This is a genomic window from Segatella copri, from assembly GCF_015074785.1.
GTDB lineage: Bacteria > Bacteroidota > Bacteroidia > Bacteroidales > Bacteroidaceae > Prevotella.
In genome coordinates, this window is sequence record NZ_CP042464.1 from 338,520 (window position 1) to 363,347 (window position 24,828).

The 24,828-nt window shown below is 45.1% G+C and carries 19 protein-coding genes and 1 pseudogene; 4 read left to right on the forward strand and 16 right to left on the reverse strand.

Going from position 1 to position 24,828, the window contains the following annotated elements; translation table 11 throughout:
- Nucleotides 1-94: 94 nt before the first annotated feature.
- The 11 genes from trxA to FO447_RS01450 form a co-directional block, all read right to left on the reverse strand.
- Complete coding sequence (trxA, locus tag FO447_RS01400) at nt 95-391, reverse strand: thioredoxin (protein ID WP_118139228.1); 297 nt, start codon at nt 389-391, stop codon at nt 95-97.
- A gap of 118 nt (nt 392-509) precedes the next feature.
- A complete protein-coding gene (locus FO447_RS01405) occupies nt 510-1,436 on the reverse strand; it encodes a LysR substrate-binding domain-containing protein (RefSeq protein ID WP_118139192.1) in 927 nt (308 codons plus the stop codon).
- A gap of 35 nt (nt 1,437-1,471) precedes the next feature.
- Nucleotides 1,472-2,050 (reverse strand): 4Fe-4S binding protein, encoded by a 579-nt coding sequence (locus tag FO447_RS01410; RefSeq protein WP_200757350.1) that lies wholly within the window; start codon nt 2,048-2,050, stop codon nt 1,472-1,474.
- An 18-nt stretch (nt 2,051-2,068) separates the two neighbouring features.
- The gene (locus FO447_RS01415) at nt 2,069-2,260 is read right to left on the reverse strand and encodes a 4Fe-4S binding protein (protein ID WP_200758442.1); all 192 of its coding nucleotides are present in this window, start codon (nt 2,258-2,260) and stop codon (nt 2,069-2,071) included.
- A 6-nt stretch (nt 2,261-2,266) separates the two neighbouring features.
- Nucleotides 2,267-2,665, reverse strand: coding sequence for a C-GCAxxG-C-C family protein (locus tag FO447_RS01420; RefSeq protein ID WP_118139191.1), 399 nt, complete (start codon nt 2,663-2,665; stop codon nt 2,267-2,269).
- A 115-nt stretch (nt 2,666-2,780) separates the two neighbouring features.
- Complete coding sequence (locus FO447_RS01425) at nt 2,781-2,990, reverse strand: hypothetical protein (RefSeq protein ID WP_118139190.1); 210 nt, start codon at nt 2,988-2,990, stop codon at nt 2,781-2,783.
- 19 nt (nt 2,991-3,009) lie between these two features.
- A complete protein-coding gene (ccsA, locus tag FO447_RS01430) occupies nt 3,010-5,223 on the reverse strand; it encodes a cytochrome c biogenesis protein CcsA (protein WP_118139189.1) in 2,214 nt (737 codons plus the stop codon).
- Nucleotides 5,224-6,855, reverse strand: coding sequence for a di-heme oxidoredictase family protein (locus tag FO447_RS01435; RefSeq protein WP_118139188.1), 1,632 nt, complete (start codon nt 6,853-6,855; stop codon nt 5,224-5,226).
- An 86-nt stretch (nt 6,856-6,941) separates the two neighbouring features.
- Nucleotides 6,942-8,633 (reverse strand): di-heme oxidoredictase family protein, encoded by a 1,692-nt coding sequence (locus FO447_RS01440; RefSeq protein WP_118139187.1) that lies wholly within the window; start codon nt 8,631-8,633, stop codon nt 6,942-6,944.
- A gap of 141 nt (nt 8,634-8,774) precedes the next feature.
- Nucleotides 8,775-9,971 carry an imelysin family protein gene (locus tag FO447_RS01445; protein ID WP_118139186.1) on the reverse strand — a complete coding sequence of 399 codons (1,197 nt, stop codon included), beginning with the start codon at nt 9,969-9,971 and terminating at the stop codon, nt 8,775-8,777.
- A 102-nt stretch (nt 9,972-10,073) separates the two neighbouring features.
- Nucleotides 10,074-11,492: a hypothetical protein gene (locus tag FO447_RS01450; protein WP_234699038.1), complete on the reverse strand. Its 1,419-nt coding sequence runs from the start codon at nt 11,490-11,492 to the stop codon at nt 10,074-10,076.
- 362 nt (nt 11,493-11,854) lie between these two features.
- On the opposite strand from FO447_RS01450, the gene FO447_RS01455 reads away from it, so the two are divergent.
- Entirely contained in the window at nt 11,855-12,811 is a 957-nt protein-coding gene (locus tag FO447_RS01455; protein WP_200757352.1) for a LuxR C-terminal-related transcriptional regulator, read from the forward strand.
- A 132-nt stretch (nt 12,812-12,943) separates the two neighbouring features.
- On the opposite strand, the gene FO447_RS01460 is transcribed toward FO447_RS01455, so the two are convergent.
- The 5 genes from FO447_RS01460 to FO447_RS01480 all read right to left on the reverse strand — a co-directional run bounded on the left by FO447_RS01460 (nt 12,944) and on the right by FO447_RS01480 (nt 19,199).
- Nucleotides 12,944-13,573: a response regulator transcription factor gene (locus FO447_RS01460; RefSeq protein ID WP_117692118.1), complete on the reverse strand. Its 630-nt coding sequence runs from the start codon at nt 13,571-13,573 to the stop codon at nt 12,944-12,946.
- 54 nt (nt 13,574-13,627) lie between these two features.
- Complete coding sequence (locus FO447_RS01465) at nt 13,628-14,899, reverse strand: phospholipase D-like domain-containing protein (protein WP_117692120.1); 1,272 nt, start codon at nt 14,897-14,899, stop codon at nt 13,628-13,630.
- A gap of 57 nt (nt 14,900-14,956) precedes the next feature.
- A complete protein-coding gene (locus tag FO447_RS01470) occupies nt 14,957-15,937 on the reverse strand; it encodes a KpsF/GutQ family sugar-phosphate isomerase (protein ID WP_022120878.1) in 981 nt (326 codons plus the stop codon).
- A 75-nt stretch (nt 15,938-16,012) separates the two neighbouring features.
- Nucleotides 16,013-16,762 (reverse strand): 3-deoxy-8-phosphooctulonate synthase, encoded by a 750-nt coding sequence (kdsA, locus tag FO447_RS01475; protein WP_117692122.1) that lies wholly within the window; start codon nt 16,760-16,762, stop codon nt 16,013-16,015.
- Between the two features lie 76 nt (nt 16,763-16,838).
- Nucleotides 16,839-19,199, reverse strand: coding sequence for a mechanosensitive ion channel family protein (locus FO447_RS01480; RefSeq protein ID WP_200757354.1), 2,361 nt, complete (start codon nt 19,197-19,199; stop codon nt 16,839-16,841).
- Between the two features lie 176 nt (nt 19,200-19,375).
- Between FO447_RS01480 and FO447_RS01485 the strand changes: the two genes are divergently transcribed.
- The 3 genes and pseudogenes from FO447_RS01485 (at nt 19,376) to FO447_RS01495 (ending at nt 24,826) form a co-directional block, all read left to right on the forward strand.
- Complete coding sequence (locus tag FO447_RS01485) at nt 19,376-20,326, forward strand: ATPase (protein WP_118190332.1); 951 nt, start codon at nt 19,376-19,378, stop codon at nt 20,324-20,326.
- Nucleotides 20,327-20,577: 251 nt separating this feature from the next.
- Nucleotides 20,578-21,563: pseudogene (locus FO447_RS01490) on the forward strand (IS982 family transposase).
- 98 nt (nt 21,564-21,661) lie between these two features.
- A complete protein-coding gene (locus FO447_RS01495) occupies nt 21,662-24,826 on the forward strand; it encodes a SusC/RagA family TonB-linked outer membrane protein (RefSeq protein ID WP_118415184.1) in 3,165 nt (1,054 codons plus the stop codon).
- Nucleotides 24,827-24,828 lie beyond the last annotated feature (2 nt).

Genomic DNA, 24,828 nt, shown 5'->3' on the forward strand with positions numbered 1-24,828 from the left:
TTTAAAAATAATCCTACGGTAACAATTGTGACCGTAGGATATTAAAAAAACATAAAAAAGTGTGGGGGAATGGATTTCGTTTTCTGCAGGGCTATTATTGCTGCTGCGAAATCTTCTGCATCAAATCATTCAGGCTCATGGCTCCGCTCTGTCGCCAGAGCATTTCTCCCTTTTTGAAGAGCATGAGGGTAGGGACCGACTGAATGCGGTACTGCATGGACAGTGCCTCGTTCTTATCTACATCTACTTTCAGGATTCTGATGTCATCGCCCATCTTCTCCTTCAGCTGTTCCAGGATAGGGTGCATCATCTTGCAAGGTCCGCACCAGGTAGCGAAGAAATCTACCAATGTCAGCTGTTCGCCGTTAATCATTTCATTGAATTTTTCCATCATTATTGATATTTAAAAGTTATTACTTGTTTTTATCGGTGCGAAGATAAGAAGAATCCGGCATTCCACCAAATCACTCAGTCAATGCGGCGATAGATGGAGTCTATTCATTTTAAGGTTACAACCTGATGCCGTATTTCCTGATGCCTTCTCCCATCATCTCCTCCGGAATGAATATCTTGAGGGTATCGACTAGGGTGTTCAGCATCCGCTCACGGATGTAATCCTCCCTGATATAGAGCGATATGCGCCGCTGCGACAGATAATCTCCTTCTATCTTTCTTACATTCCTCTTCTGCTCCTCACTCAGGAAGGGGAGGTGCATCTCTGGAATGATGGTGAAGCCACCATTCTCATCCACTATCCTTATCAGGGTCTCGATGCTGCCTGCCTCATAGATATGATGACCCTTGCTGCGCGCCTTGCAGAACGAAAAGGCACTGTTGCGCAGACACTGTGCCTCCTTCATAATCCACATGTTCTCATACTCCAGATTCTCAGGCTTGAAAACAGGAAGCTTGCGCCAGCAGCTCTCAGCAAGATATACATAGAACTTCTCCGTGTAGAGCGGTATCTCCAGAATGCCTTCACGGATATTGTCGGAGATGGCTATGCCGGCATCCGTCTCACCACGAAGCAGGGAATCGAGCATGAAATCAGCCTTCAGTTCCTGGATGTTGAGATCCACCGATGGATAGTTTTCCCGATAGTGTCTGATGAACTTGGGCAGAATGTAGGGGGCAATGGTTGGTCCCACGGCGAGCGACAGCTTTCCGCCTATCTCTCCCTTATCTTCCATCACGATTTCCGAGATGCGTTCTATCTCCTGCAATGCCGTTTCTGCCTGACGGATAATCTTCTTGCCTGATGCAGTGGGAGATACAGACTTATTGCTTCGTTCGAAGATACGGGTATCCAGTTCTTCCTCCAGTTTCACAAGCATAGCACTGAGCGTGGGCTGCGAAACCTGGCAAGCCTCTGCCGCTCTCGCAAAATTGCGAAAGCGGTTGAGTGCCACAATATATTTCAGTTGCTGTACATTCATATCGTTATTCTATTTATATCAGCCAAGTACAGGGCTTATCTTGCCTTGAGCTTGCAGATGAGTTGAGTCATGTTGCCCATCGGACAGAAAACACACCAGGTTCTCGGACGGTAGAAGATGGTGAGAAGCACACCCACTATCAGGGAAGTGAGCATGATGCCATAGAGACCGAAGGCAAATTGAGCCTTCCAGGGTTCTATCTCTACAGGATATGCCCAGTGCCAGGGAACATCAAAGGTCCAGAGCAGATGAATGGTCTGATGGAGATTCTCTGCTCCCTTTGCCACCATCACTGTGAGGATGATCATCTGGATGAAGAAGAACATGAAGAACAGCAGGAATCCATGACGGAACCATTTGGATGATAACCATCTTGGCGCTACCTTCCTGCGCGACCCTCCCAGGGTATTTCCTATCTGCAGGAAAAGCTGACCTCGTCCACAATAGTTGTTGCAATATCCCTTGCCGCCTCCGAAAACTGCCATAAACAGCGGAATCATAAAACAGATGACTCCCAGCCACGCAAACACGATGTTGAAGAATCCAAGGGTGAAATAGGTGGCGGATACCAGCCACAGATAATCACTCCACTTCTTGCTTTTTTGTCTTGCCATAAAAATGCTTTTTATCTGTTATCTCAATACCTTGTGCATGACTCCTGCCGGACAATTCCTTTCACAGATGCCGCAACCTATGCACAGATCCTCATTCACTACTGCATAACATCCCCGGTAGATGCTGAGGGCATCCTTGGGACACACCTTTACGCAAACACCACATGCCACGCAGCGGTCGTGCTCGCTTTGAGCCTTGTATTTTGCCATCGTTTTCTACTGATCGGTTAGTTTATCCAACAGCTCTTCCAGAAATTCTGCCGCATCGGCTACGCAGAGCGGGCATTCTCTGAGGACCTTTCCCGTACCTACGCCCTTGAGAAGCCTGCACTGGGTAGCTCCGTTGCGCTGCTGGAATTGGGTCATAATCTGTCGCATCGCCTTGATAGCCTTTGCCTTATCTTTGGTGGCAAGACCCAATACCACACCTGCTCCTACGAGGGCACCGCAGGTTCCTTCCATATTTCCCATTCCCGCTGCAAAGGCATTGCCCACATTTTTGAGGGTATCTTCGTCGATACCTGTATAATCATAATAGGTACAAACCACTGCCTGGGTACAGTTATGAGATCCACAACGCTTCTTTTCTGCTGCAATTTCTTTTCTTGTTTCCATTTTAATCTTGTTTATTTGAAATTTGCTGCAAAGATACGGCTTTTATGATAGATAAACGAAAGATTATGGCTATTATTTCATAGCATCTATCTATTATATTCTGCTTTCCGGCGGGCTATGCATATGAGTGCATGCCCGTGAGGAAATAGTTCACACCGAAGTAGGTCATGGCGATACTCAGGAAGGCAAGGGTGACGTATGCCTGGTGCATGAGGCGGATATCCGGCAGGTAGCATATAGTAGAAAAAGCAATAAAAAACGAAAGTACTTTCATGTGCTCATGCAAGTACTTTCGTTGTATGATGAAATAGGCTTCATTTGCCATCGAAGCCTATTTCATTTTTTTATGCATACGAGTGCATACCCGGCAAGAAGTAGTTCACACCGAAATAGGTCATCAGTACGCTGAGGAAGGCGATAAGCATATAGATATGTATATGCAGCGGCTTATGCATCCACCTGATGTCGTTGTGAAGAGGAGCTGCATAGATGAGCATGGTGATGAGAGCCCATGTTTCCTTGGCATCCCAACTCCAGTATTTTCCCCAACTGACATTTGCCCAGATGGCACCGATGAAGATTCCTACTGCTATCAGCGCTACGGCAGGGTAGAGCAGAAACTGGGAGAGGGCTGCAAGCTTTGACTCCAATGCCGTGTCCTTTCTGATATGGGCGATAATGCCCTGAATGCCTATCAATGCCATCAAGCCGAACAGCGCATAAGAAAACATGATAACCATGACATGTACCGACAGTAATGGTGACTGCAATACCGGCATCAGCTGGGTGAGCTGCGGATTGCTGTCTGTAATCATGGCTACCAATAGCGCAAATGCAGCCAATAAAGGTCCGTAGTGCAGGATGATGCTGAATCGTTTTCTCAACAATAAGGTAATCAACAATACCGACCATGCCAGAAACTGCATCGTCTCATAACCATTGGATATAGGCAGATGGCCTGAGATATACCATCTTAATCCGATAACAATGGTAGTCTGCAGCAGCATGATTCCTGCAAGCGATGTACTGATGATGGTCTGAATCTTCCTCTTCCTGTCGTTGAGTCTGATGGTAGAAGCGATGACAGCCAGGAGTGCCACGGTAAGATAGAGTATGATAGGCCAGCGCAGGGTGTTGATGACGTTGTATGTCAGTTCTGCATAGATGGCAGTCTGCGAAGGAATCACCTTTTCTCCACGAATGTGCTGGTAATCGTATATCTTGCTGATCAGTGTCTTGGCACGATCCTCATTGTTCATGATGATACTTTCGGCAAGATAATCCATGGATTTCCTTACAAAGTACCACTCCTTAGGTGGCAGGTAGCCATGGACGTTCTTTTCGCCCGGTGCCAGCCATGTGATATTGCCATTCTTGTCGGTATAGGGATACATGCGAAGCAGTTCGCCATTATAGAGCATTCTGATGATGTTGAATTTTTCATCTGCATCACGGAGGTTCTTCTGCAGTTCCTTGTTGCCGCTACGGTAAGCCTCCTTCAGCGGCTTGTCGAGTTTGTACTCGTTGTATTGGTTCCAGAAATCAGAAAAACTAGCCCACTTGCCGGTTATTCCCAGTACCTCCTGAGCCTCTTTGCTTTTCACTTCAATCATTTTAGCATTTTCCCAGTTGGCTACATCAAATACCCAGCCGCAGAAAATCTGGTTGGCAGTCATCCCGTTCCAGGATGGTTTGCCGCTGAGTTTGGTGACGAAGGTGGTGGCTACTGTATTGATAGGGCAGATGCGGCTGTTGTAGAGTACGCAAATTTTGCCGAAGTCATCAGCTATCTGATTATCTACTTTTCTCAGTTCCTGTGCCTGGACAGGTGACAGGAATGCCGGCATAGCCAGCAATATGGTAAGCAGGAGCGTCTTGGCTGCCTGCTGATCTACGGCAAGATGATAGAATCTTCGCATGTTGGTACGCTTGCTGATGAGCATATTAAGCAATGCTACGAACAGGATGAAATAGCCTATGTAGGTGATGGCTATCCCATAGGGATCATAATATACACCCAGGTGAGTGCCCTTCATGTCCTCATCATAGCCAGCCTGGGTGAATCTGTAGCCTTGATACTGTCCGATATTGTTCATTGAGATATTCACGGGTTCGTTGTCGGCTGTGATTTCCGAAACATAATCCATCGGTGCATCGGTGCCCGGATAGTTGATGACCTTGAAGTCTTTCAGCTTCAAGGTGAAGTCAAGTTGTTCGATGGTCTTGTCTTTCAGCACCAGTTCCTTGCTTGGTACTCCCTGACGCAGATAGACATCGCCGCTCTTAGAGGTAAGCCAGGAGGTGAGTGCACCCAGCAGGATGATAAGGAATGCCATGTGGACCATCCATACAGAGATACGGCGGAACAGGCGATGCTTCAGCATATAGATGAAGCTGACTACCGCCAGAATAGCCCATGCTATGACAAACCATAGCGAACTGTAGATATGGGTCTGGGCAAATGCGGTTCCCTTGGAATTCTCAACAAAGGTAGCTGCCATCATCACAATGATGATGATGGCGGCTAAACTGATTATAAAACTCTTAAGCTTGTTCATTTAAATTGAATCTACAAATTTGATAACTTGTTGGCGCTGTTCTTTGCTCAGCTTGCGGAAGTTTTCTACCGCCCAGTGAGCATCGCTCTTGCCTCCTTCTGAGCAACAACCATGCCACATGATGGCTTCCAGTGTGTTGCGTGCCCTGCAGTCGTGCAATCTGTCAGAATGTCCTGCACATATCTGCATGAGTCCACGTCCCCAAAGTGGTGCCGTCTTGCACCAGCCAGTACGAAGATCGTTCTTCATGAACAATCGATGCTGTACCAGATCGGTATAAGGCCAGATTTTCTGGTTGGGATAGTGAACCATACGGGTATCATCTGAACTGAAACGATTGTATGGGTCTCTTATCTTGTCTTCTCCGGTTGTCCAGGTTGGTCGGTGACAGTTGGCACAACCTATCTGGCTGAAGAGACGCTTGCCTTCCTTGAAATCTTCTGTTGTCGTATTTCGGGCAGCAGGAATACCAATACCACGGTGCCATACCATATAGTTGATGTAGTCTGATTCTTTCATCTCAACGGGTAGGTCTGTTGCGTTTCCGAAGGTAATGATGTCTTTGGCAGGGTCTCCTGTTTTGTTCCATTCTGGATAATACTCGTAGAATTTGCTGGTTACCTCAGGATCCTGTGCGGCAAACTGCCAGTATTCCTTAGGTATATAATGCGAACGGAAATCATCTCGTGTTACGTTTTGAACTTCCCAGAACGAAGCATCACTCATCACTGAGGCACGGTCTAGTGCATAGTCAAACTTATAAACGATACCTCCATTCTCTACAGCCAATGTTCCGTCGGAATTCTTCACGAAATCTTTAGTATCATTGTTCCAGAATTGAGGATTAAGTGTAGCATGCTTGCCTTCGTTGCGATATTGTTGCAGGATGTCCTCGTCTGGGATGGCATCAATGAGACCTGTGCCTATAAAACCGATGGTTGATTCCAGTCTTACTTTTGCCTTCGACATCGGCACTTCCTTTCCATCCTTGTCTATGAGCTTTCCATAGATGCAACCTTCTTCCAGAGTTACCTCTGGATAGATGAGAGAGTAAGTCTCGCCGTCGTCAAATTTATTGCCCCATTCGTCGGTGTATTCATTCCAGTCGATATTTACTTTCTTCTCATCAAACTGTGGCTTGAAAGGAGCCGTAGCCTTTCCCATGGCTACCCATCCGAATGACTGGACTACTATGTCGTTTTCGTCTGTAATCATGAGGATATAGCCGTTTCCCTGTTGGCTTGAATCATATTTGGTTTGTCGCTTGCCATGTCCGTAGCCTAAGTGGCAGTGTTGGCATGATGAGCGTATATAGAGTGGGCCTAAGCCCTTGAACGGTTCTTCTGTTTGTGTGAAAGGCTTTTCAAAGAAGTATTCTCCCATAGAGAATGCATGGGAAAGGCCCTGTTTCTCAATAGCCGGAGCTGGTTGCTCGTAAGCGGCTGAAGAGAGATTGAAAACTGTTCCGAGTTCTCCGCCAGTATAGTAGTCTTCTGGCATATCTGTCTTTTCGGTTGGTTTACCTATGTCGATGATGTCATCTATGGCTGACGTTGATGTACTGTTGCTGCAAGAGATGCATGCTAGGCTTAATGATAGTAATCCTGCTGTTTTTGTATATTTTGAAATCATATAATGTATTGTTGTAGCACAGTGAAGGCCACATGCTTCTTTCCCCTGTCTGGGGTAGAAAGCATGTGGCTTTTTATGATAGAAGTTTAAATGGATTCACAGAAGAAGATGATGGCTGCTCGCTGATCTGAAGTGAGGTTACGGAACTTCTCGATAGCGAAACGGGCATCACTCTTAGCATTGCCATGCCACATGATAGCCTCCAGCGTGTTGCGGGCACGGCAGTCGTGCAGACGGTCTTCAGCACCTGTACAGAGCTTAGACAAGCCACGGCCCCAGAGTGGAGTGGTGCGGCACCAGCCGGTACGGATGTCGTTCTCCATGAAGAGACGGTGCTGTACGAAGTCGGTATATGGCCAGATCTTCTGGTTGGCATAACGAGGCATATCGCTGTTGGTCAAGTACTTGTTTGGATCCTGAATGTTGTCGTCGCCAGTTGTCCAGGATGGACGGTGGCAAGATGCACAACCAATCTCATTGAAAAGTTTCTTGCCCTCCTCGTACTTCTCTGTACCCACATTGCGGGCTGCAGGAACAGCAAGACCACGGTGCCATACCATGAAGTTCTTATACTGCTCGCCAGTCATCTCTACATCGAGGTCTTTTGCCATCAAGTAGTTGTAGATGTTTTGCTTTACATCGTCGGTGTGCCAGTCGGTATGCTTCTTCTCAGGGTCAACCTTGTTGATATACTCAGGGAAACCCTTCTGCACGTCTGCATCGTTCATGGCTGTGGTAGCATAAATCTTGCCATCAAGACTGAGGTAGTGGTAGCGACGGTCTGGACGGGTAACATTGGTGATGTTCCAGATAGCGTTGGCACCGGCAGCATCGAGCAGCGGACCACGGCTCAAAGCGTATGTATAGCGGCGGACATATTTGGTACCGTCTCCCTGCATAGAATTGGAATAGTAGCTGTTCCACTTGTTCTCAGCCTGGTTCCACATAGCTGGGTTCAAGGCATCAGTCTTGCCCACAGAATTGAAATACTTGCTCTCAGATTCCCACTGCTTGGTGATTTCCTCATCAGGAATAGCATCAGTAAGACCTGTACCATAGATACCGATGGTAGATTCAAGACGGATACCGATTTCTTCTGCCACCTGATCGTTTGGAATCACTACTTCCTTGCCGTCCCTCTTCACGGTAACTGGTGAGTAATAGGCATCTGCAGGGATGGTTACCTCAGGATAAATCAGGTCGTAAGTCTCACCATCAGCAAACTTGTTGCCCCATTCGTCTGTATAGTGCTTCCAATCGATATTGATCTTCGTTTCATCAATCTGTGGCTTGAATGGCTCAACAGCACCAGTCTGTGGCATACCTGCTACAGAGTAGATGTAGGCGTTGGTCTTCTTGTCGTAGATAACCAGCAGGTATCCGTTACCCATATCTGAGTATCTGTAGCGCTTCTGGCGCTTGCCATGACCATATGCAGGATGGCAATAGAGGCAACCCTGACGTACATAGAGCGGACCAAGACCAGCGAATGCTCCATCGGTATTGGTATTGAAGTCGCGCTCAAAGAGTGCCTCACCAATCTGGAAGGCTGCTCCGAAACCTTGCTGCTCTACGGCAGGAGTTGGCTGCTTGTAGGCATTGGCACCTTGGAGTGTCGTAGTACCGAGCTTACCACCAGCATAATACTCTTCTGACTTTTCAGAAGTGCTGCCGCCTCCACCGAGATCAATCACATCATCTACAGATGATTTGCTGTCGCTACAGCTCATCATAGCTAGAGCGGCGCAAAATAATGGAATTAATTGTTTTTTTTTCATAATGTTGTAAATTTACTTTATATGATTCACGTATTTTGCTACGTTTTTCCCGTATCTGTTTTATTACGCAAAAGGTTGGTAGTCTTTTTTAAAAGGCTACCAACGTTTGATCTGCATATTTTCGTATTTTAGAAACTGGAATTACTTTTTCCAAGTAATCTTCTTCAATGAGTTGAGGAGTTTCAAGTCATTATCAGCAAGAGCACGGTAGGTTGGGATAACGGTGTTCTTGACGAATGCCTCGTTTACCTTCTTGAACTCAGTCTCGAGTGTTGCGTTGCCTGAGAATTTCTCGATTTCTCCATCGAGTGCATCGAGTGCACTTTCCAACTCATCAAGGGCAGCCATTGCATCCTTTGCACTCTGGTCTGTGTAGAAGAGTACGAAAGGCTTCTTCATGTTGCTGATCTTGTTGAGAGCTGCATCCAGCTTGGTCTGTGCATTCTGTGCAGCTGCCTTCATATCTGCATTGTTTACCTTGAGGCAAACACCCAGAAGTGAAGTTGCTGTTGGCTGATCAACTACATTCCAACCGCCATAGAGAGCATGCTTGCAAGACATGATGTTATCATAGAAGTCAATGATAGAGTTGCGAGCAAATGGAGACTCGATATAGTTAACGTCCGCACCAGTAGCAGGAGCGCCGATCTTAGAGTCACGTACCTCACCGATGATCTCGTTGGCACCAGCAATGATCTCACGGGTTGCCAGGGTGATAGAAGAGTACTTAGAACCTGGTTCACCTGCAGTCATGAAATCCTCACCGTAGTTCTTTGATTCAAACTCAGCATCATCAATAATCTTCTGCTCAGCCTCTGACAATTCGCCGCCCCATGCGGTAACCAACTTCAAAGAGCTGAGATACAAATCCTGTGCTGCGCTCTGAGCGAAGTAAACCTCATTGGCTGTCATATCCTTGATCTTGCGAGCCTCACCGTCGCGGAAAATCAGATACTCTACAGCGTGGAAACCTGTCAGGTTCTGACCATTTGCAATCGCATCATCAATCAGGGCTGCATCATCCTCGTCGGTTGCTGGATTGTATTTCTTCATGTACTTATCAAACTGTACGCGGTCGAATGGCCATGTGTCAGTGTGTGGGTCCAATCCGAAGTCTGTAGCAGGACCGAAGAGGAAAGCCTCAGACCACTCCCAGTCCTGGCGAGCCTCTCTCCAGTTTTCACAAGCTTCTCTCACAATTGCATCAGTACCATTCAAGTCTGGATTGACACTTGATGGAGCCTCTGGCTCGTCATTGTCATCACTGCAGCTTGCGAAACCTAATGACAGTGTCAAGGCTGCTGCAAAAAGCATAGAATACTTAAAAATCTTTTTCATTGTTTTTTTTGTTTTATTTATGTTTTTTTGACTATTTATTTTCGCTGATGGTAATCAGGAATTCAAGATTCCTGATTACCTTTTTATAAATTTGATAAAAGCTTACTTCTTAATCTGTTTCTTCAACTCCTGGAGTTCCTTGGTGAGCTGGTTGATACGCTCCATCTGGTATTTATCTACTTCCTGGGCTTTCTTGAATTTCTTGTTAACCCAGGTAGTTGTATCGAAGAGGCCAAAGAATGTGATACCCAGATTGAGGCTTGGCTCATTGTTGTAAGCACTCTCGAGGAATCGGTGGCTATACTCCGCCTTGATGGTGACAGGCTTGATAGGAGAATAGTTGATACCGGCACCCATTCTCTTCACGTGGTCGTACTCGTAAGCTACCTTCTTGTTGCCACTTGCGTATGTGTTGTAATCTTCGTAACGGCCGAAGACATAGAGCTTCTGCTTGTTTCGGAGGCTCTCTATCTGAGAGAAAACATTGTAACCGGCTTCGATACCTACAGAATAAGCACTGCTGGCAATTGGCGAGTGCTTGGAAGGAGAACCATCCTGCGCATTGTGCTTAGGGAAGGTGTTCATGAAAGCAGTCATCTTGGTAGCATCGTCCAGATGAGCATAGGTGGCATTACCACGTACTATCCAGTTCCATCGGTTCAACTCGAAACCGAAGCTGCCGATAGACAAGGCTCCATGTACATCTTTATAGGAAGCACTGGCTTTCTTTTCTGTATTCTTGAAAGTATAGCCGTAGTAGCCGCTCAAACTGAGTCGCAAACCTGGTATAGAATAGTTGTCGATGCGGGCCGCACCGGCATAAACATTGCCAATCTTGTATTCGTAAGGACTTGTAGCTCCATAATGCACGAAACAGTTGTGACCGAAACGCTCAGCATCGAGACCCGATGTGAAGATGGCCTCATAGCGCCAGTCCTTCAACTTACCCCACAGGGAAATACCCACCTGGTGCCAGGTGTTAGGAAGAATTTTGGCTTCGCCCTCAGAACGGTAAACTGAGAAGAAATTATTTGGCATGTGATAGGCGTTGATCTCACCAACAGGAATAATGATTTCACCAGCCTTGATATTGAACTTGCCACCCCAGAACGCTTTGTTGAGCCAGAACTGCTCAAGGGCAACCTCACCGCCACGCTCAGTCTCAGCCTCGTATTCACCACTTTCATCAGCATCGATTTCTACAGCATTCTCTGTTCCACCATGCTCGAACTCAATTTCCATTCCCATGGTCCAACCTTTTCCGAAATCATAGCCCAGATTGAGGGTTACGTGTGGCAAGTCGAAACGGCCATGGCTGTCATCGTCTTTATAGGTGGCAGGGTCTCTGTAACGGTTGAAATGCTGGCTATAGAAGTTGCGGCTCATTACGGCCTCTCCATAACCACCAATGGTAAATCGGGGTTTTGCTGCTGTACTGTCTGTGCAACACTGTTGTGCACTTGCCGTTGCCAAACCGGCAACCAGGGCAGCTGACATCAATCCAATTCTTAAACTGTTCATCTTTATTATTTTGAATTTATTGTTATCGTATTATCCTTAATAAAATAAAGAAAAGAGCGCGGATGTCTGCTTGCGGTCTCGACACTTTAGAGGCCTAGTATCTCCTTAAAGCCATGAGGCATGATAAGGAATTACGCAGCTCTGCCGCTCGGGAGTGGCAATCATCACCGCGCTCTTTCTCGATTTCGGGTGCAAAGGTACGGAGTTTTAAAAAATCTTGCAATACCTAAAAATCGGTAAACTGTCGCATCCCCATTTTTAGGTATTGCGAGTTTCGAAACTTTTTTGTATATTTGCAACCGAAATAGAAACATTATGAATGTTCTTGATACAAGGATGTTTTCATTTAAGGATAAAAGAAGATGAAAAATCAGAAGATGTATGAAGCTGATGACAAGATGATCAGCATCATTAGAGACAATTATAACATTTTACAGAGCCTCGGTAGCTTCGGCATCAACCTGGGCTTTGGCGACAAGACTGTGCGTGAAGTTTGCGACGAGCAGAAGGTGGATACCTATACTTTCCTGTCCGTGGTAAACTTGACGATTAATGGTTACAAGGAGTATGACAATGCCGACCGCCTGTCGCTGCCGACCCTATTGCATTATCTCAAGGCATCGCATGCCTATTACATAGATTTCCAGTTGCCGTTTATCCGTAAAGAACTGGTTGAAGCGCTGGATGAAAAGGATAATCTGGCACGCCTTATCCTCAAGCTTTATGATGATTATGCCCATAGTATAACCAATCATATGCGGTATGAAGAAAAGATGGTATTCCCTTATGTTCAGGCACTTATAGATGGTAATGCCAATGCAAACTTTGATATAGAAACCTTCTCGAAACACCATGCTCAGGTAGATCTGAAGTTAAAGGAACTCAAGAGTATCATTATCAAGTATTTGCCTTCTGATGGCTTGCATAATAATCAGCTCAGCGCCACTCTTTATGATATATATAATAATGAGGAATGGCTCACCCATCACTCTGAGGTAGAGGAAGAAATCTTTATTCCTGCAGTAAGAAATGCAGAGCGTAAACTGAAGCAGAACGATGTGAGTGCCAAGATTTCGAGCATGATTAATCAGACTCCGATGAGTGACGAACAGTTGAGCGACCGTGAGAAAGATGTGATTGTTGCTTTGGTTCAGGGAATGACCAACAAGGAGATTGCTGACCACCTGTTTATCTCTATCAATACGGTCATTACGCATCGCAGAAACATCGCCCGAAAGCTTCAGATTCACTCTCCTGCAGGTCTTACAATTTATGCCATCGTGAACAATTTGGTTGATATTTCTTCTGTAAAGCTGTAGTTTATCTGTGGAATATCAGTTTAAATAATGTTATTTTTTCTAAAATGATAGCGCCTTCCTCTCACATGAGGGGAAGGCGCTATCATTATATTTAGGTATGTGATGATTCTGCATCACTATTTATGGTGAAGGCTAGATCATATTGATGTCAACAAAACCATGCATCACAGCATAAATGGTGAGTGAAGACACACTTTTTAATCCCAGTTTTTCCTGTATTTTCTTGCGATGGGTAATCACAGTAGTCAGTCCGATACAGAGTTGGTCGGCTATCTCTTTGTTGATTTTCCCTTGTGCTACCAGAGATAATACCTCTATTTCTCTATCCGACAGAACTTTTTCCTGAGTGACAGGGGGCATGGCAGGGATATGTTCGCCATGAGGATGACCGGAATGCTGCAGGTTGAGAAGCTCTTTTATCAGGTATCCTTCTGGTACATTGACGCAGAGACAATGAAATTCTGCAAGTTGCGAATTGGGATCGTTGCTGGGTGTTAGAACGATTACGTGGCGGTTCCTGTTGCCCTGTGTGAAGAAGTAACGGTGTTCCAATACAATGTGCATAGATACAAAGCTATGAACAAAGTGGTCTGGATTGTTTGCCTCGTACTGACGGAACGAACCGAAGGTCGAGATTTTCATCATGGGCATCACCGACTCAAGCAGTTGTCTGAGTCCCATTGCGGCGAGTGTATTGCTCTCTACTATTGCCATTTCTGGCATCTGTTTGCCAGCCATGGCTTTCATCATTTCTTCATTCATCTCTGTTTATTTTACTTCTGCTAGTGAAAGTTGGGTTATACTTATATCTTGTTTTTACAAGAATGGAGTGAGTACCTTTGCGGCAAACCATCCTTTGAATCTTTGCCAGCCCGTACGCCATTCTCTCCAGTTCTTCTCATTGAGTAAGAAACTGTCTTTCTTTTCCCCATCAAAGAGCTGTACCAGTTGTTGTGTAGTACAAGAATCCACAATCACTGCATTCTCTTCATAGTCCCAGCGCAGGCTTCGGGCATTGAGATTGGCACTGCCCACGGTACAGAACTTGCCGTCTACCATGATAATCTTGGTATGGTGGAAGCCCGGCGTATACATCCAAACATTGCATCCTGCCTTCATCAGCTTGTGCGCATTATAGAAACCACAGTCAGGAGTCAGCGGAATGTCGCTCTTGGTAGAGAGCATGATTTCTACCTTTACTCCTCTTTTCACAGCATTCTTCAATGCCTTTTTGAGTTTATGACTCAAGGTAAAGTAGGGGCTGATGATCTTGATGCTGTCCTGTGCATCATTGATGGCATTCACATAGAAATATCGGATGATATCCTTTGTAATATGCGGTTCGCGGTTGATGATGCCGACCATCTTTCTGTAGGCTGTTGCTGTCGTATCTGGCTTGAGATTCTCTACCAGATAATCCTTCTTCTTATATCTCCAGAACTCAGTGCTGTGCACATTCTGTCCGCTCACCTTGTTCCACATCTTGAGGAATATCTTCTGTAGGGTATTCACCTCGCTTCCGTCGATGCGACAGTGCATATCGTGCCATTCTCCTACAACCTTCGTACCTTTTATATAATAGTCGGCAACGTTCATACCGCCTGTGTAGGCAATCTGCCCGTCGATGACAACGATTTTACGGTGATCACGGTTGAAAATTGCATGTACCCATGGAAACTTCAGGGGCTTGTATTCATAAATCTCTATACCGTTGGCACGGATTTTCTTGAGATGTCTCTTTCGCAGAGGCTTATTGTTGGAAGAGTTTCCGAAACCATCATATAAGGCTCTCACCTTCACACCCTCCTTGACTTTCTGAGCTAGCAGGTCGAAGAGGAGGGAGGCGATGCTGTCGTTGCGAAAGTTAAAGTATTCCAGGTGTACACTATGTTTAGCCTGTCGGATTGCCTGGAACATATCATCAAACTTTTCCTGACCATTCATCAGTAGGGTTACTGAATTATCGTGAGAAAAGCTGACTCCTTTCCCACGAAGCTGATTAACGATCAATGAATCGCTGGTCTGTGCGCTGCACAGCGAACTGGCAAGCATCAGTGTTATCGTTGTTATTATCTCTCTGAGTCTCATGTCAACTCCTAATAATCTATTTGCTATAAATTATTAATTATAAATTGTTAATTAAAATCACACCATGCAGGCATAGTGATCTACAATGCCCTTTAAATGATTATCCTTGTCTACAACCAGTACCGTATGCACCTTATACTTGTGCATGATGCGCTGAATCTCCGAAATCTTCGTCTTCGGAGTCACCATTTTCGGAGTGGTGGTCATGATGTCGCTTACAGTCTTGTTAAAGAATTCTGCCTGCCATTTCTCCATGGCGCGTCGGATATCACCATCGGTAATAAGTCCGATAACGTGGTTGTCTTCATCCAATGAGATACCCAATCCCAGTTTGCCCTTGCTTACGTGGATGATAGCCTCGCCCAGGTGCATTTCCTTAGGAATGATAGGCATATCATCGCTGCGCATCACATCTTCTGCTGTGGTCAGCAGTCGTTTGCCTAATTCTCCACCAGGATGGAACTGTGCAAAGTCACGAGGCTTGAAGTGGCGTACCTGCATCAGGGCGATAGCCAGTGCATCACCCATAGCCAATGCTGCAGTAGTACTGCTGGTAGGGGCGAGGTTCAGCGGACAAGCCTCCTTCTTTACCTTTACGGTGATATGATGGTTGGAGTATTTTGCCAGCAGGGAATCTGGATTTCCGGTGATGGAAATGATAGGAACATTCATGTGGAGTACCATCGGGATGAAACGAAGCAGTTCATCGGTCTGACCGCTGTTACTCAGTGCCAGAACCACATCCTTGTCGGTCATCACACCTAAGTCGCCGTGATAGACATCCAGTGGATTGATGTAGAAGGCTGGTGTGCCTGTAGAGGCAAGTGTAGCGGCAATCTTGGCACCTACGTGTCCACTCTTGCCCACACCTGTAACGATAATCTTGCCTTGGCAATGATACATCATGTCTACTGCTTTCTCAAAGTTGTCGTCCAGATAAGGTATCTGGTCGAGGATGGCCTGCGCCTCGTCTCTAAGAGCCTGTTCGCCATAACCGCGAACAATCTTATCATCTATATTGTTATTTTTATCGGTCATTTCTAAATCATTTGAATTGGCTTTCCATTCGTACGCCGAACGTTGTTTCTTCATTCTTCGTTCTTCACTTTTCACTTAAAGGAGTTCCTGGATAAGTGATTCCAACTTGTTTAATTCCAGCATGTTGGCTGCATCGCTCTTGCCCTGGTCTGGGTCAGGATGTACTTCAAAGAAGTAGCCGGTAGCTCCGAAAGCTTTAGCCGCCTTTGCCATTGCTGGAACGAACTTACGGTCGCCTACCGTCTTGCCGTCACCTGCACTCGGGCGCTGAACGCTATGGGTACAATCCATGATGACATTTGGCACAATCTCCTTCATGTCAGGGATGTTTCTGAAATCTACCACGAGATTGTTATAGCCGAAACAATTGCCGCGTTCTGTGAGCCAAACTTCCTTGGCACCGCTCTCCAATGCTTTTTCTACAGGATATTTCATATCTCTACCGCTCAGGAACTGTGCCTTCTTGATGTTGACGGTTTTACCAGTCTTGGCTGCAGAAACCAGAAGGTCGGTCTGTCGGCAGAGGAAGGCTGGAATCTGGAGAATATCACATACTTCGCCTGCTGCTGAAGCCTGATAACTCTCATGAATATCTGTTGTAACCTGAAGGTTGTACTTCTCCCTGATATCTCCCAGCATCTGGAGTCCTTTCTCCAGTCCTGGACCACGGAAAGAGTGGATGCTGGTACGGTTGGCTTTGTCGAATGAAGCCTTGAATATGATTTTAGTTCCTAACTTTTCGTTGATGCGGACGAGTTCCTGAGCTACTGTTTCCAATAGTTCCATTGACTCGATGACGCAAGGACCTGCTATGAATGTTGCCATATCTTTTTATAGTTTATAGTTGATAGTTTATAGTTAATAGGGAGTAAACCTGCTATTAACTGTAAACTACAAACTGTTAATTATTAACTTGTTTGATTGTAATCTCACGCTGTGGGAACGGAATCTCGATGTTGTGATCGTTGAGCGTATCGTAGATGCACTCCATGATGGTGGCATCGTCGATGGCTTGGGTAAGCACGTTCACCCATACTACAATTCTGAGTGTGATGCAGCTGTCATCGAAACTCTTCAGTAACACCTTCACCCCTTTGTCCTGATAGATACAGTCCAGTTTCATGAGGGCTTCGATGAGAATCTGTTTCACTTCCTTCACATTGCTGCCATAAGCAATACCTACCTCCAGAATATCCAGCTCATAACCATGATTCTTGGTCATGTTCTTGTAGTTCTTCGAGAAGAGCTGCGAGTTCTGGAAGGCTATGACCGAACCGTCGGTAGCCTCCAGCATCGTAGAGGTATAACTGATACTGCTTACCTTACCACGGGTGCCGTCACAGATAATGTAGTCACCCACCTTCACACGGCCCATCATCAGAGATATGCCGTAGTAGATGTTCTCAAGAATATCCTTTGATGCAAAACCCAGACCGGTTGATAAGCCGGCAAAGATAGCTAGCAGCCATGATTTACCAACTTGGAATACGTTCAGGGCTATCATCAGCCAGATACCCCAGATAATCACCTGCATCACGTTCTTGAACATCACAATCTTTGAGGCAGCCGACGCCGGGTCTGCTTTCTCGAAGTGATGACGCATGAAATCTACAGAAGTAATGTTGATGTAGTTGAACAGGAAGTACAGACAAGCTACCTCTGAAATACTGAAAAGCGATGCAGTGAAGTTGCTGGTCTTGATGTAATCCTTGTTGAATATCTCCCAAGTCGTATCACTCATGTTGAATACATCTGCTGCCCAGTAGATAGAGATGATGAACGAGAGTACACCTGAAATAGGGAGCAATACCTTATAGATAAAGCGATACAGCCATTTGTCGGTAATCGCCCTGTCTGCCAGCTTTTTACGCTTGGCATATACGCTGAGCCATCCCTCGCAGCAGGTAATGGTAAGCACGCAGGTAAGCTGCATGGTCCACCAGATGATAAGCTGGACGGCAAGCAGTGTGAAACCTGTCCAGGCAAAAATGGTACTTACTCCGAATACGGCAAGCGATATGAATGCGTATGTCTTGTCAGTGCGCAATACCTGGTTGTGCTTTCTGCCAATCACATTCCACTGCCAGAGAGCGCAGAGCAGAAGGACTGGTGGAAAGATGAGGTTTACAAGGTCGTTTGGTATCAGGATGATACGGAACACGATAACGATGAAACCTACCAGCATCAATGGCGAATAGATACGGAAGGTATTCTTGATCTTATCGTTGTCTACACGTAGCAGGATAGATACCAAGATGACGCCAACTAACCAGGAATATTCTACCAGCAGCTGGCTTGCCATAATCACGAAGTTCTGGGTAACCGCCATTCTTACGATACCGAGAATAACTGCGAAGGTTACTACCGTCATCGCCATGATAAGGCATGGTCGTTTTGCCATAAAACTTTCCTTTCTGTTCTCGAACATACCATGCTTCATGAGTTGGGTAATTACGATGCGGATGGTAAAGAGATTGAGGAAGATGGAGATGAGACCCCAGAAGATGATGATACCAAAGAGGATGAAGATGATACGAACATCCCATTGCGACATCATGCCCGGTACGGGCTTGTATTTCTCGGTTACAGACATCTTTGCCTCCTTATAGTTCATGCTGATATTACGGAGTATGCGCAGATAGTTGTCGCCTCCATTATTGAAAATGCTGTTCTGGATATCTTCGTATCTGCGGTTGGCATAGTCGTTGAGTGCCTGTAACTTACGGTCGGTTCTGTCGTAAGCCTGTACATAGGCTTGCAGCTGTTTCTGTTTCTCTACCAGCTGGCGGCGGATATTGACAGCCAGAGTCAGGTCAACGTTTCGGTTCACCTGTGCTTCTTCGCTGAGAAACATGGTGTTCATGCCGTAGAGATAGTTGATGAGCGAATCGAAACGCGCCACCTCAACATTGTTCTTCTTGATCATCTGGCGGAAAGGAACAGCCTTCGACTTAAACTTCTTAAACTGCTCTGTAGCCTCATGACAGGCATACGTCATGTCGAAAATATACCCATTGCGCTGCGAATAGAGCATGATGGAGTTCTGGTCAGCCTGTTTCACAATACTGATGAGCTCCTGAATCACAGCCAACTGTTGAGCCTTGGCAGCTTGGTTCTGTTTCTCCAAGTCTATGTGATAGTTGGTCAATTCTGTACGCAGCATATAGAGCGTTGTGTCCAGGTTGGCTTCCTTGAGCACTGCGTTGCTTGGCAGTACGAATGCCACCATCAGCAGAATTATGATGTATAGTCTCTTCTTCATATTTAGTAAATTTGACTGCAAAGTTATTAATAATTCGTGAAAAAGCAAAGAGAAAATCGCCTTTTTTGATATATTAGCACCTTTACGTTCGATTTTTAGGGTTATCTTTTGCATTTTTCATATAAATTGATTACATTTGCAACGTCAAAGGATACGTTAATTAATCAGATTGGAATATGAAGATACTCATAGCAGATAGTGGCAGCACCAAGACCGATTGGGCTCTGGTTGATGAACAGGGTAACGTGATGGTTACCTGTAAGACGCAGGGCATCAGTCCGATTCATCAGAGTGATGCCGAGATTTTGGATGTATTGTGTAAGGAACTTGTTCTGTCAGAGCAGCCTCAGGAGGTTTTCTTTTATGGCAGTGGTGTAACCGAGGCGATGAAGTCTCGCATGAAATCACTCTTGCAGCAGTCTTTCCCCGAAGCCAAGGTTGAGGCTGAAGGTGATATGCTGGGAGCAGCCCGTGCCCTGTTTGGCAAGAAACCGGGTATCGCCTGTATTTTGGGAACCGGTGCCAACAGTTGTCTTTACGATGGAGAGAAGATTGTGATGAACACGCCTCCGTTGGGATATATCCTGGGCGATGAGGGTAGTGGGGCAGTAATCGGCAAACTTTTCCTCAATGGTATCTTCAAGGGCACATTGCCTGTATCGCTAAAGAATAAATATCTTGCCTGGTCGGGTTTGGATTATCCTACTATTATTAATAAGGTGTACAGACAGCCGCTTGCCAATCGCTTCCTTGCTTCCATCTGTCCTTTTATCTCAGAACAGATAGCAGAAGGTGAGAAACACGAGAACGGGACTGACGAACTGAATGAAGCCATGTCACTCTATCGTATGATATTGGAGAGCTTCAATCAGTTCTATGCAAAGAATCTCACACCTTATATTAAATATGTCAAGGCGAGCACCGAAGATATAAGTCAGTTGGAGCCAGGCATGAAGGCATGGCATTCATCCTTGGAAGAAGAAATCCCAATGCTTGGTTTTGTTGGAAGCATAGCTCATTACTTTGAATCACCTTTGAGAAATGTGATGGAGGATGAGTTTCATCTCAAGATTTCCCAGATTTTGAAAGCTCCGATGCCGGGGTTGATAAAATATCATATTAATTAAACTATTTTTGCACCAAAATGTATTTTATGCTACATTTTGGTGCTTTTTCGTTAAAAAATGTAGGTTGTGCAACATTTTATACGTAATTGATTAACCAAAACATACCCCATTGTGTCTGTTTTTTATCTATCTTTGCCCCCGGAAAAGTAAATGTAAACAACGATAAATCGAGGCAATCCTCATAACCGAGGCTTATACCTTATTTATATAAAGACCTGTTGGCGGAATTAAAAAACCGCCTGAAAATTAGTATATTTTTATGGAGAAAAAAGTTGTGCATCTCGTTGATTTTTAGTAACTTTGTAGTGTCCAATTATAAAGTTATATATTTCACGCTATGCACAACTTGTATGCAAATTTCGTAAAAATTCTTGAGATATGCAAGGATTTCTCCAAAAATTTAGTTAATGAGCTAGGAAATATTCCTCGCCCAGGAGTCGTACCACGTTTTTCAGACCTCGAAGTTGTTGCTTTGAGCTTGACAGCCGAGCATCTTAGCATCGACAGTGAAAACAACTTGTTCGATAGGCTGAAGGAGTATAAGGCAGATATGCCAAATCTGATTTCTCGACGCCAGTTCAATGACAGGCGAAAGTTCACTGCGGAACTATGTGAGAAGATTCGTAAGCGCATAGCGTCAAAGATGGATGGTGCAGAAGAATATTTCTGCATAGATTCCAAACCAATAGAGGTGTGTCGCTTGTCCAGAGGCTTGCGTTGCAAGATGAAAGGAACAGACGTAACAAACTCTCCTGCATTTGGCTATTGCGCTACTCAGAAGATATACTACTTTGGGTATAAACTCCACGCTGTCTGTGGGTTAAGTGGAGTTATCCACTCGTATGACCTGAGTCCAGCTAATGTTCATGACATTCATTTTCTTAAAGATGTAAAGTTTCAATTCCATGACTGTTGCATCCTTGGCGATCGAGCTTACCTCAGTGCGGAACTACAGCAAGACTTGTTTTCTTCTGTAGGCATCAAGTTGGAAGTTCCATATCGCTTGAACATGAAGAATTGGCGACCAACATTTAAGCCTTATGCTAAGGCGAGGAAGAGAATCGAGACAAATTTCTCTCAACTTTGTGATCACTTCATGCTCTTCCGAAACTATGCTAAGCAAACACTAGGACTGTTTACCCGAATCATCGGGAAAATCAGCGCATTTACAGTCTTGCAATATATTAATTATGTAAACAACAGACCGGTTGGCAGGGTTAAGTATGCGCTAAATTAATTCCGCCAACGGGTTATAAAGGCAATATTCGTCCTATGTTACATAGGCCCTATATTAAACCTAGAAGCAACAATTATTAATTTAAACCTAAAGTAATTATGAGAAAAACATCTCAGAAATTCTCGCAGAGCCACATGCTCTGCAAAGTTGCTCTGGTAGCCATCATGTTGGTGTTCCAGGCAATGTTAGGAATCGGAGCGGGTGTCCTCAATGCTCAGACGGTTAAGGGTACTGTCATCTCTGGCAGTGACAATGAACCATTGATTGGTGCAAGTGTCATGGTACAGGGTACAAAGACGGGTGCCGTTACTGACCTGGATGGTAACTTTACCATTGAAGCAAAGAATGGACAAACACTCGAAGTTTCGTATCTGGGCTTTATCACCCAAAAGATTAAAGTTACAGGTTCGACAATCAACGTAACCTTAAATGAAGACAAGCAGTCACTTGATGAAGTTGTCGTAGTAGGTTACGGTGTTCAGAAGAAAAAGCTGGTGACGGGTGCTACCGTTCAGTTGAAGGGTGACGACATCGCCAAGCTTAACACCACCAACCCTCTTTCTGCCATGCAGGGACAGACACCTGGTGTTAACATCGTTTCTACTTCTGGTCAGCCAGGTGCAGCCATGAGTGTTACCATTCGTGGTTTGGGTACCGTAGGAAACTCTCAGCCTCTTTACTTGATTGATGGTGTGGGTGGTGATATCACAACCTTGAACCCTGCCGACATCGAGAGCATCGACGTGTTGAAGGATGCTGCTTCTGCTGCTATCTATGGTGCACAGGCTGCCAATGGTGTAGTCCTCGTTACAACCAAGAGCGGTAAGGAAGGTTCTTCCAAAATTACATACGATGGATATGTAGGTTGGCAGACTCTGGGGCGCCAGATAAGTATGCTCAATGCCTCTGAGTATATGACAATTATGGATGAGGCTCGCCTCAACTCAGGTATGTCTCCTGTTGATTGGATGTCTTTGAGGGGTATTCGTAATGCAGAGGGTGTTATCAATAATACAGACTGGATTGACCAGGCTGTAGATAATGGTGCATTGACCACAAGCCACAGTTTGGCCTTTACCGGTGGTAGCAAGACTTCTACTTATTCTATTTCTGGTGGTTATACAGGACAGGACGGTCTCATTGGCGGTTCTGACGTTTCTTATTATAAAAGGTATAACCTTCGTGCCAATTCAGAGCATAAAATGTTCAATGGTTTGGTTACTGTAGGTGAGCATGTAGGCTTTGTTTATAAGGATAGCCGTGGTATGAACACAGGTAATATTTATAACAATAACCTTCGTGGTGCTTTTACAACCTCTCCTTTGGTTCCTGTTTATGATGCCAATGGTAACTTTAATTCTACAGAGAGTTCTGACTGGAATGTGAATGATGGTAACCCTTATGGTACCATGATGATGAACCGTTACAATCAGAGCAAGTCTACTTCTGTTGATGCAAATGTATATGTTCAGATTGAGCCTATCAAGAACTTGAAGTTTAAGACAGTCTTTGCTGTTAATTACGGTGGTTCAGACTATCGTTCTTATTCTCCTGTTTATAAGTTTACTCCACAGAGTGGTAATGGTATCACTAAGGTTAGTCAGAGTGATGGTAGTGGTATCTCTCTGGTTTGGACTAATACCCTGACTTATGATTTCAATATCAAGGAACATCATATTAATGCCTTGATTGGTAGCGAGACTTCTAAGTATGATGGTAGCTCTTCTGGTAGTACCGGTTATGGCTTGACAGCTGGTTTCAATGATTGGGATCATGCTTATGTCAAGAACACCGACCAGAGTTCAAGCGACCGTACCATCAGCGGTGCTCCATATAACCCTACTCGTGGACAGTCTTTCTTCGCTCGTTTGGGCTGGTCATGGAAAGACCGTTATATGGTTAATGCAACCATGCGTGCCGATGGTTCTTCTAAGTTTGCAAGAGGCAACCGTTGGGGTTACTTCCCATCTGTTTCTGCAGGTTGGACATTGACAGAGGAAAAGTTCATGAAGTCTACTGCTTCTTGGTTGGATTTCTTGAAACTCCGTCTCTCTTGGGGTCAGGTAGGTAATGCCAATGTCAACTGCTTCCAGTATTTGGCTCCTGTTACAACATCCAAAACCAACTACAACTTTGGTGCTACCGGTGGTACAGATGCCTGGGTAATGGGTGCATACACTAGCCGCTTGGCAAATGAGAAAGTGAAGTGGGAGACTTCTGAACAGTACAATCTCGGTATCGATGCACGTTTCCTCCGTCAGCGTCTTTCTCTGACATTCGATACTTATATCAAGAACACCAAGGATTGGTTGGTACAGGCTCCAGTATTGGCAACAGCCGGTACTCAAGGTCCAGTCATCAATGGTGGTGATGTAAAGAATAAGGGTGTCGAACTTGGTCTTTCCTGGAATGATCAGATTGGCAAGGACTTTGTTTATAGTGTAGGTGCCAACTTCGCTTACAACCACAATGAAGTAGGTAATATTCCTACATTGGATGGTATCATCCATGGTGCTACCAACCAGATTTATCAGAATGCAGAAGAGTTCTATCGTGCAGAGAATGGTCATGCAATCGGTTACTTCTGGGGTTACAAGACAGCAGGCATCTTCCAGAGCCAGCAGGATATCAATAATTGGATTGCTGCCGGTAATGGTGTGCTCCAGTCAAATGTACAGCCTGGTGATGTAAAGTATGTTGATGTTAACCATGATGGTGCTATCAATGCTAATGATAAGGTTGATCTGGGTAATGGTCTTCCTAAGTATACTTTCGGTTTCAATTTTACCCTTGGTTATAAGGGCTTTGATTTGAGTGCAAACTTCACTGGCGCTGCCGGTTTCCAGATTGCACAGTCTTATCGTGATCCTAGTGGTTCACAGGGCAATTACAGTCATCGCATTTTAGGCAGATGGACAGGTGAGGGTACAACCAATGAGATGCCTCGTGTTACATACGGAGACGTAGGTAACTGGTTGTTCTCAGACCTCTATTTGCAGGATGGTGACTACATCCGTTTGCAGAACCTTACCTTGGGTTATGATTTCAAGAAACTTATCTCTTGGAAGGGCCTCTCTAAGTTGCGCCTCTATTTCCAGGTACAGAATCTTTTTACTTTGACCAAGTATGATGGTATGGATCCGGAAATCGGTTCATACAATGGTACAGATGGTAACAGTAGCGACTCTTGGGTATCAGGAGTTGATATGGGTTACTATCCACACCCACGTACTTTCATTGTAGGTGTAAATGTTGCATTCTAACT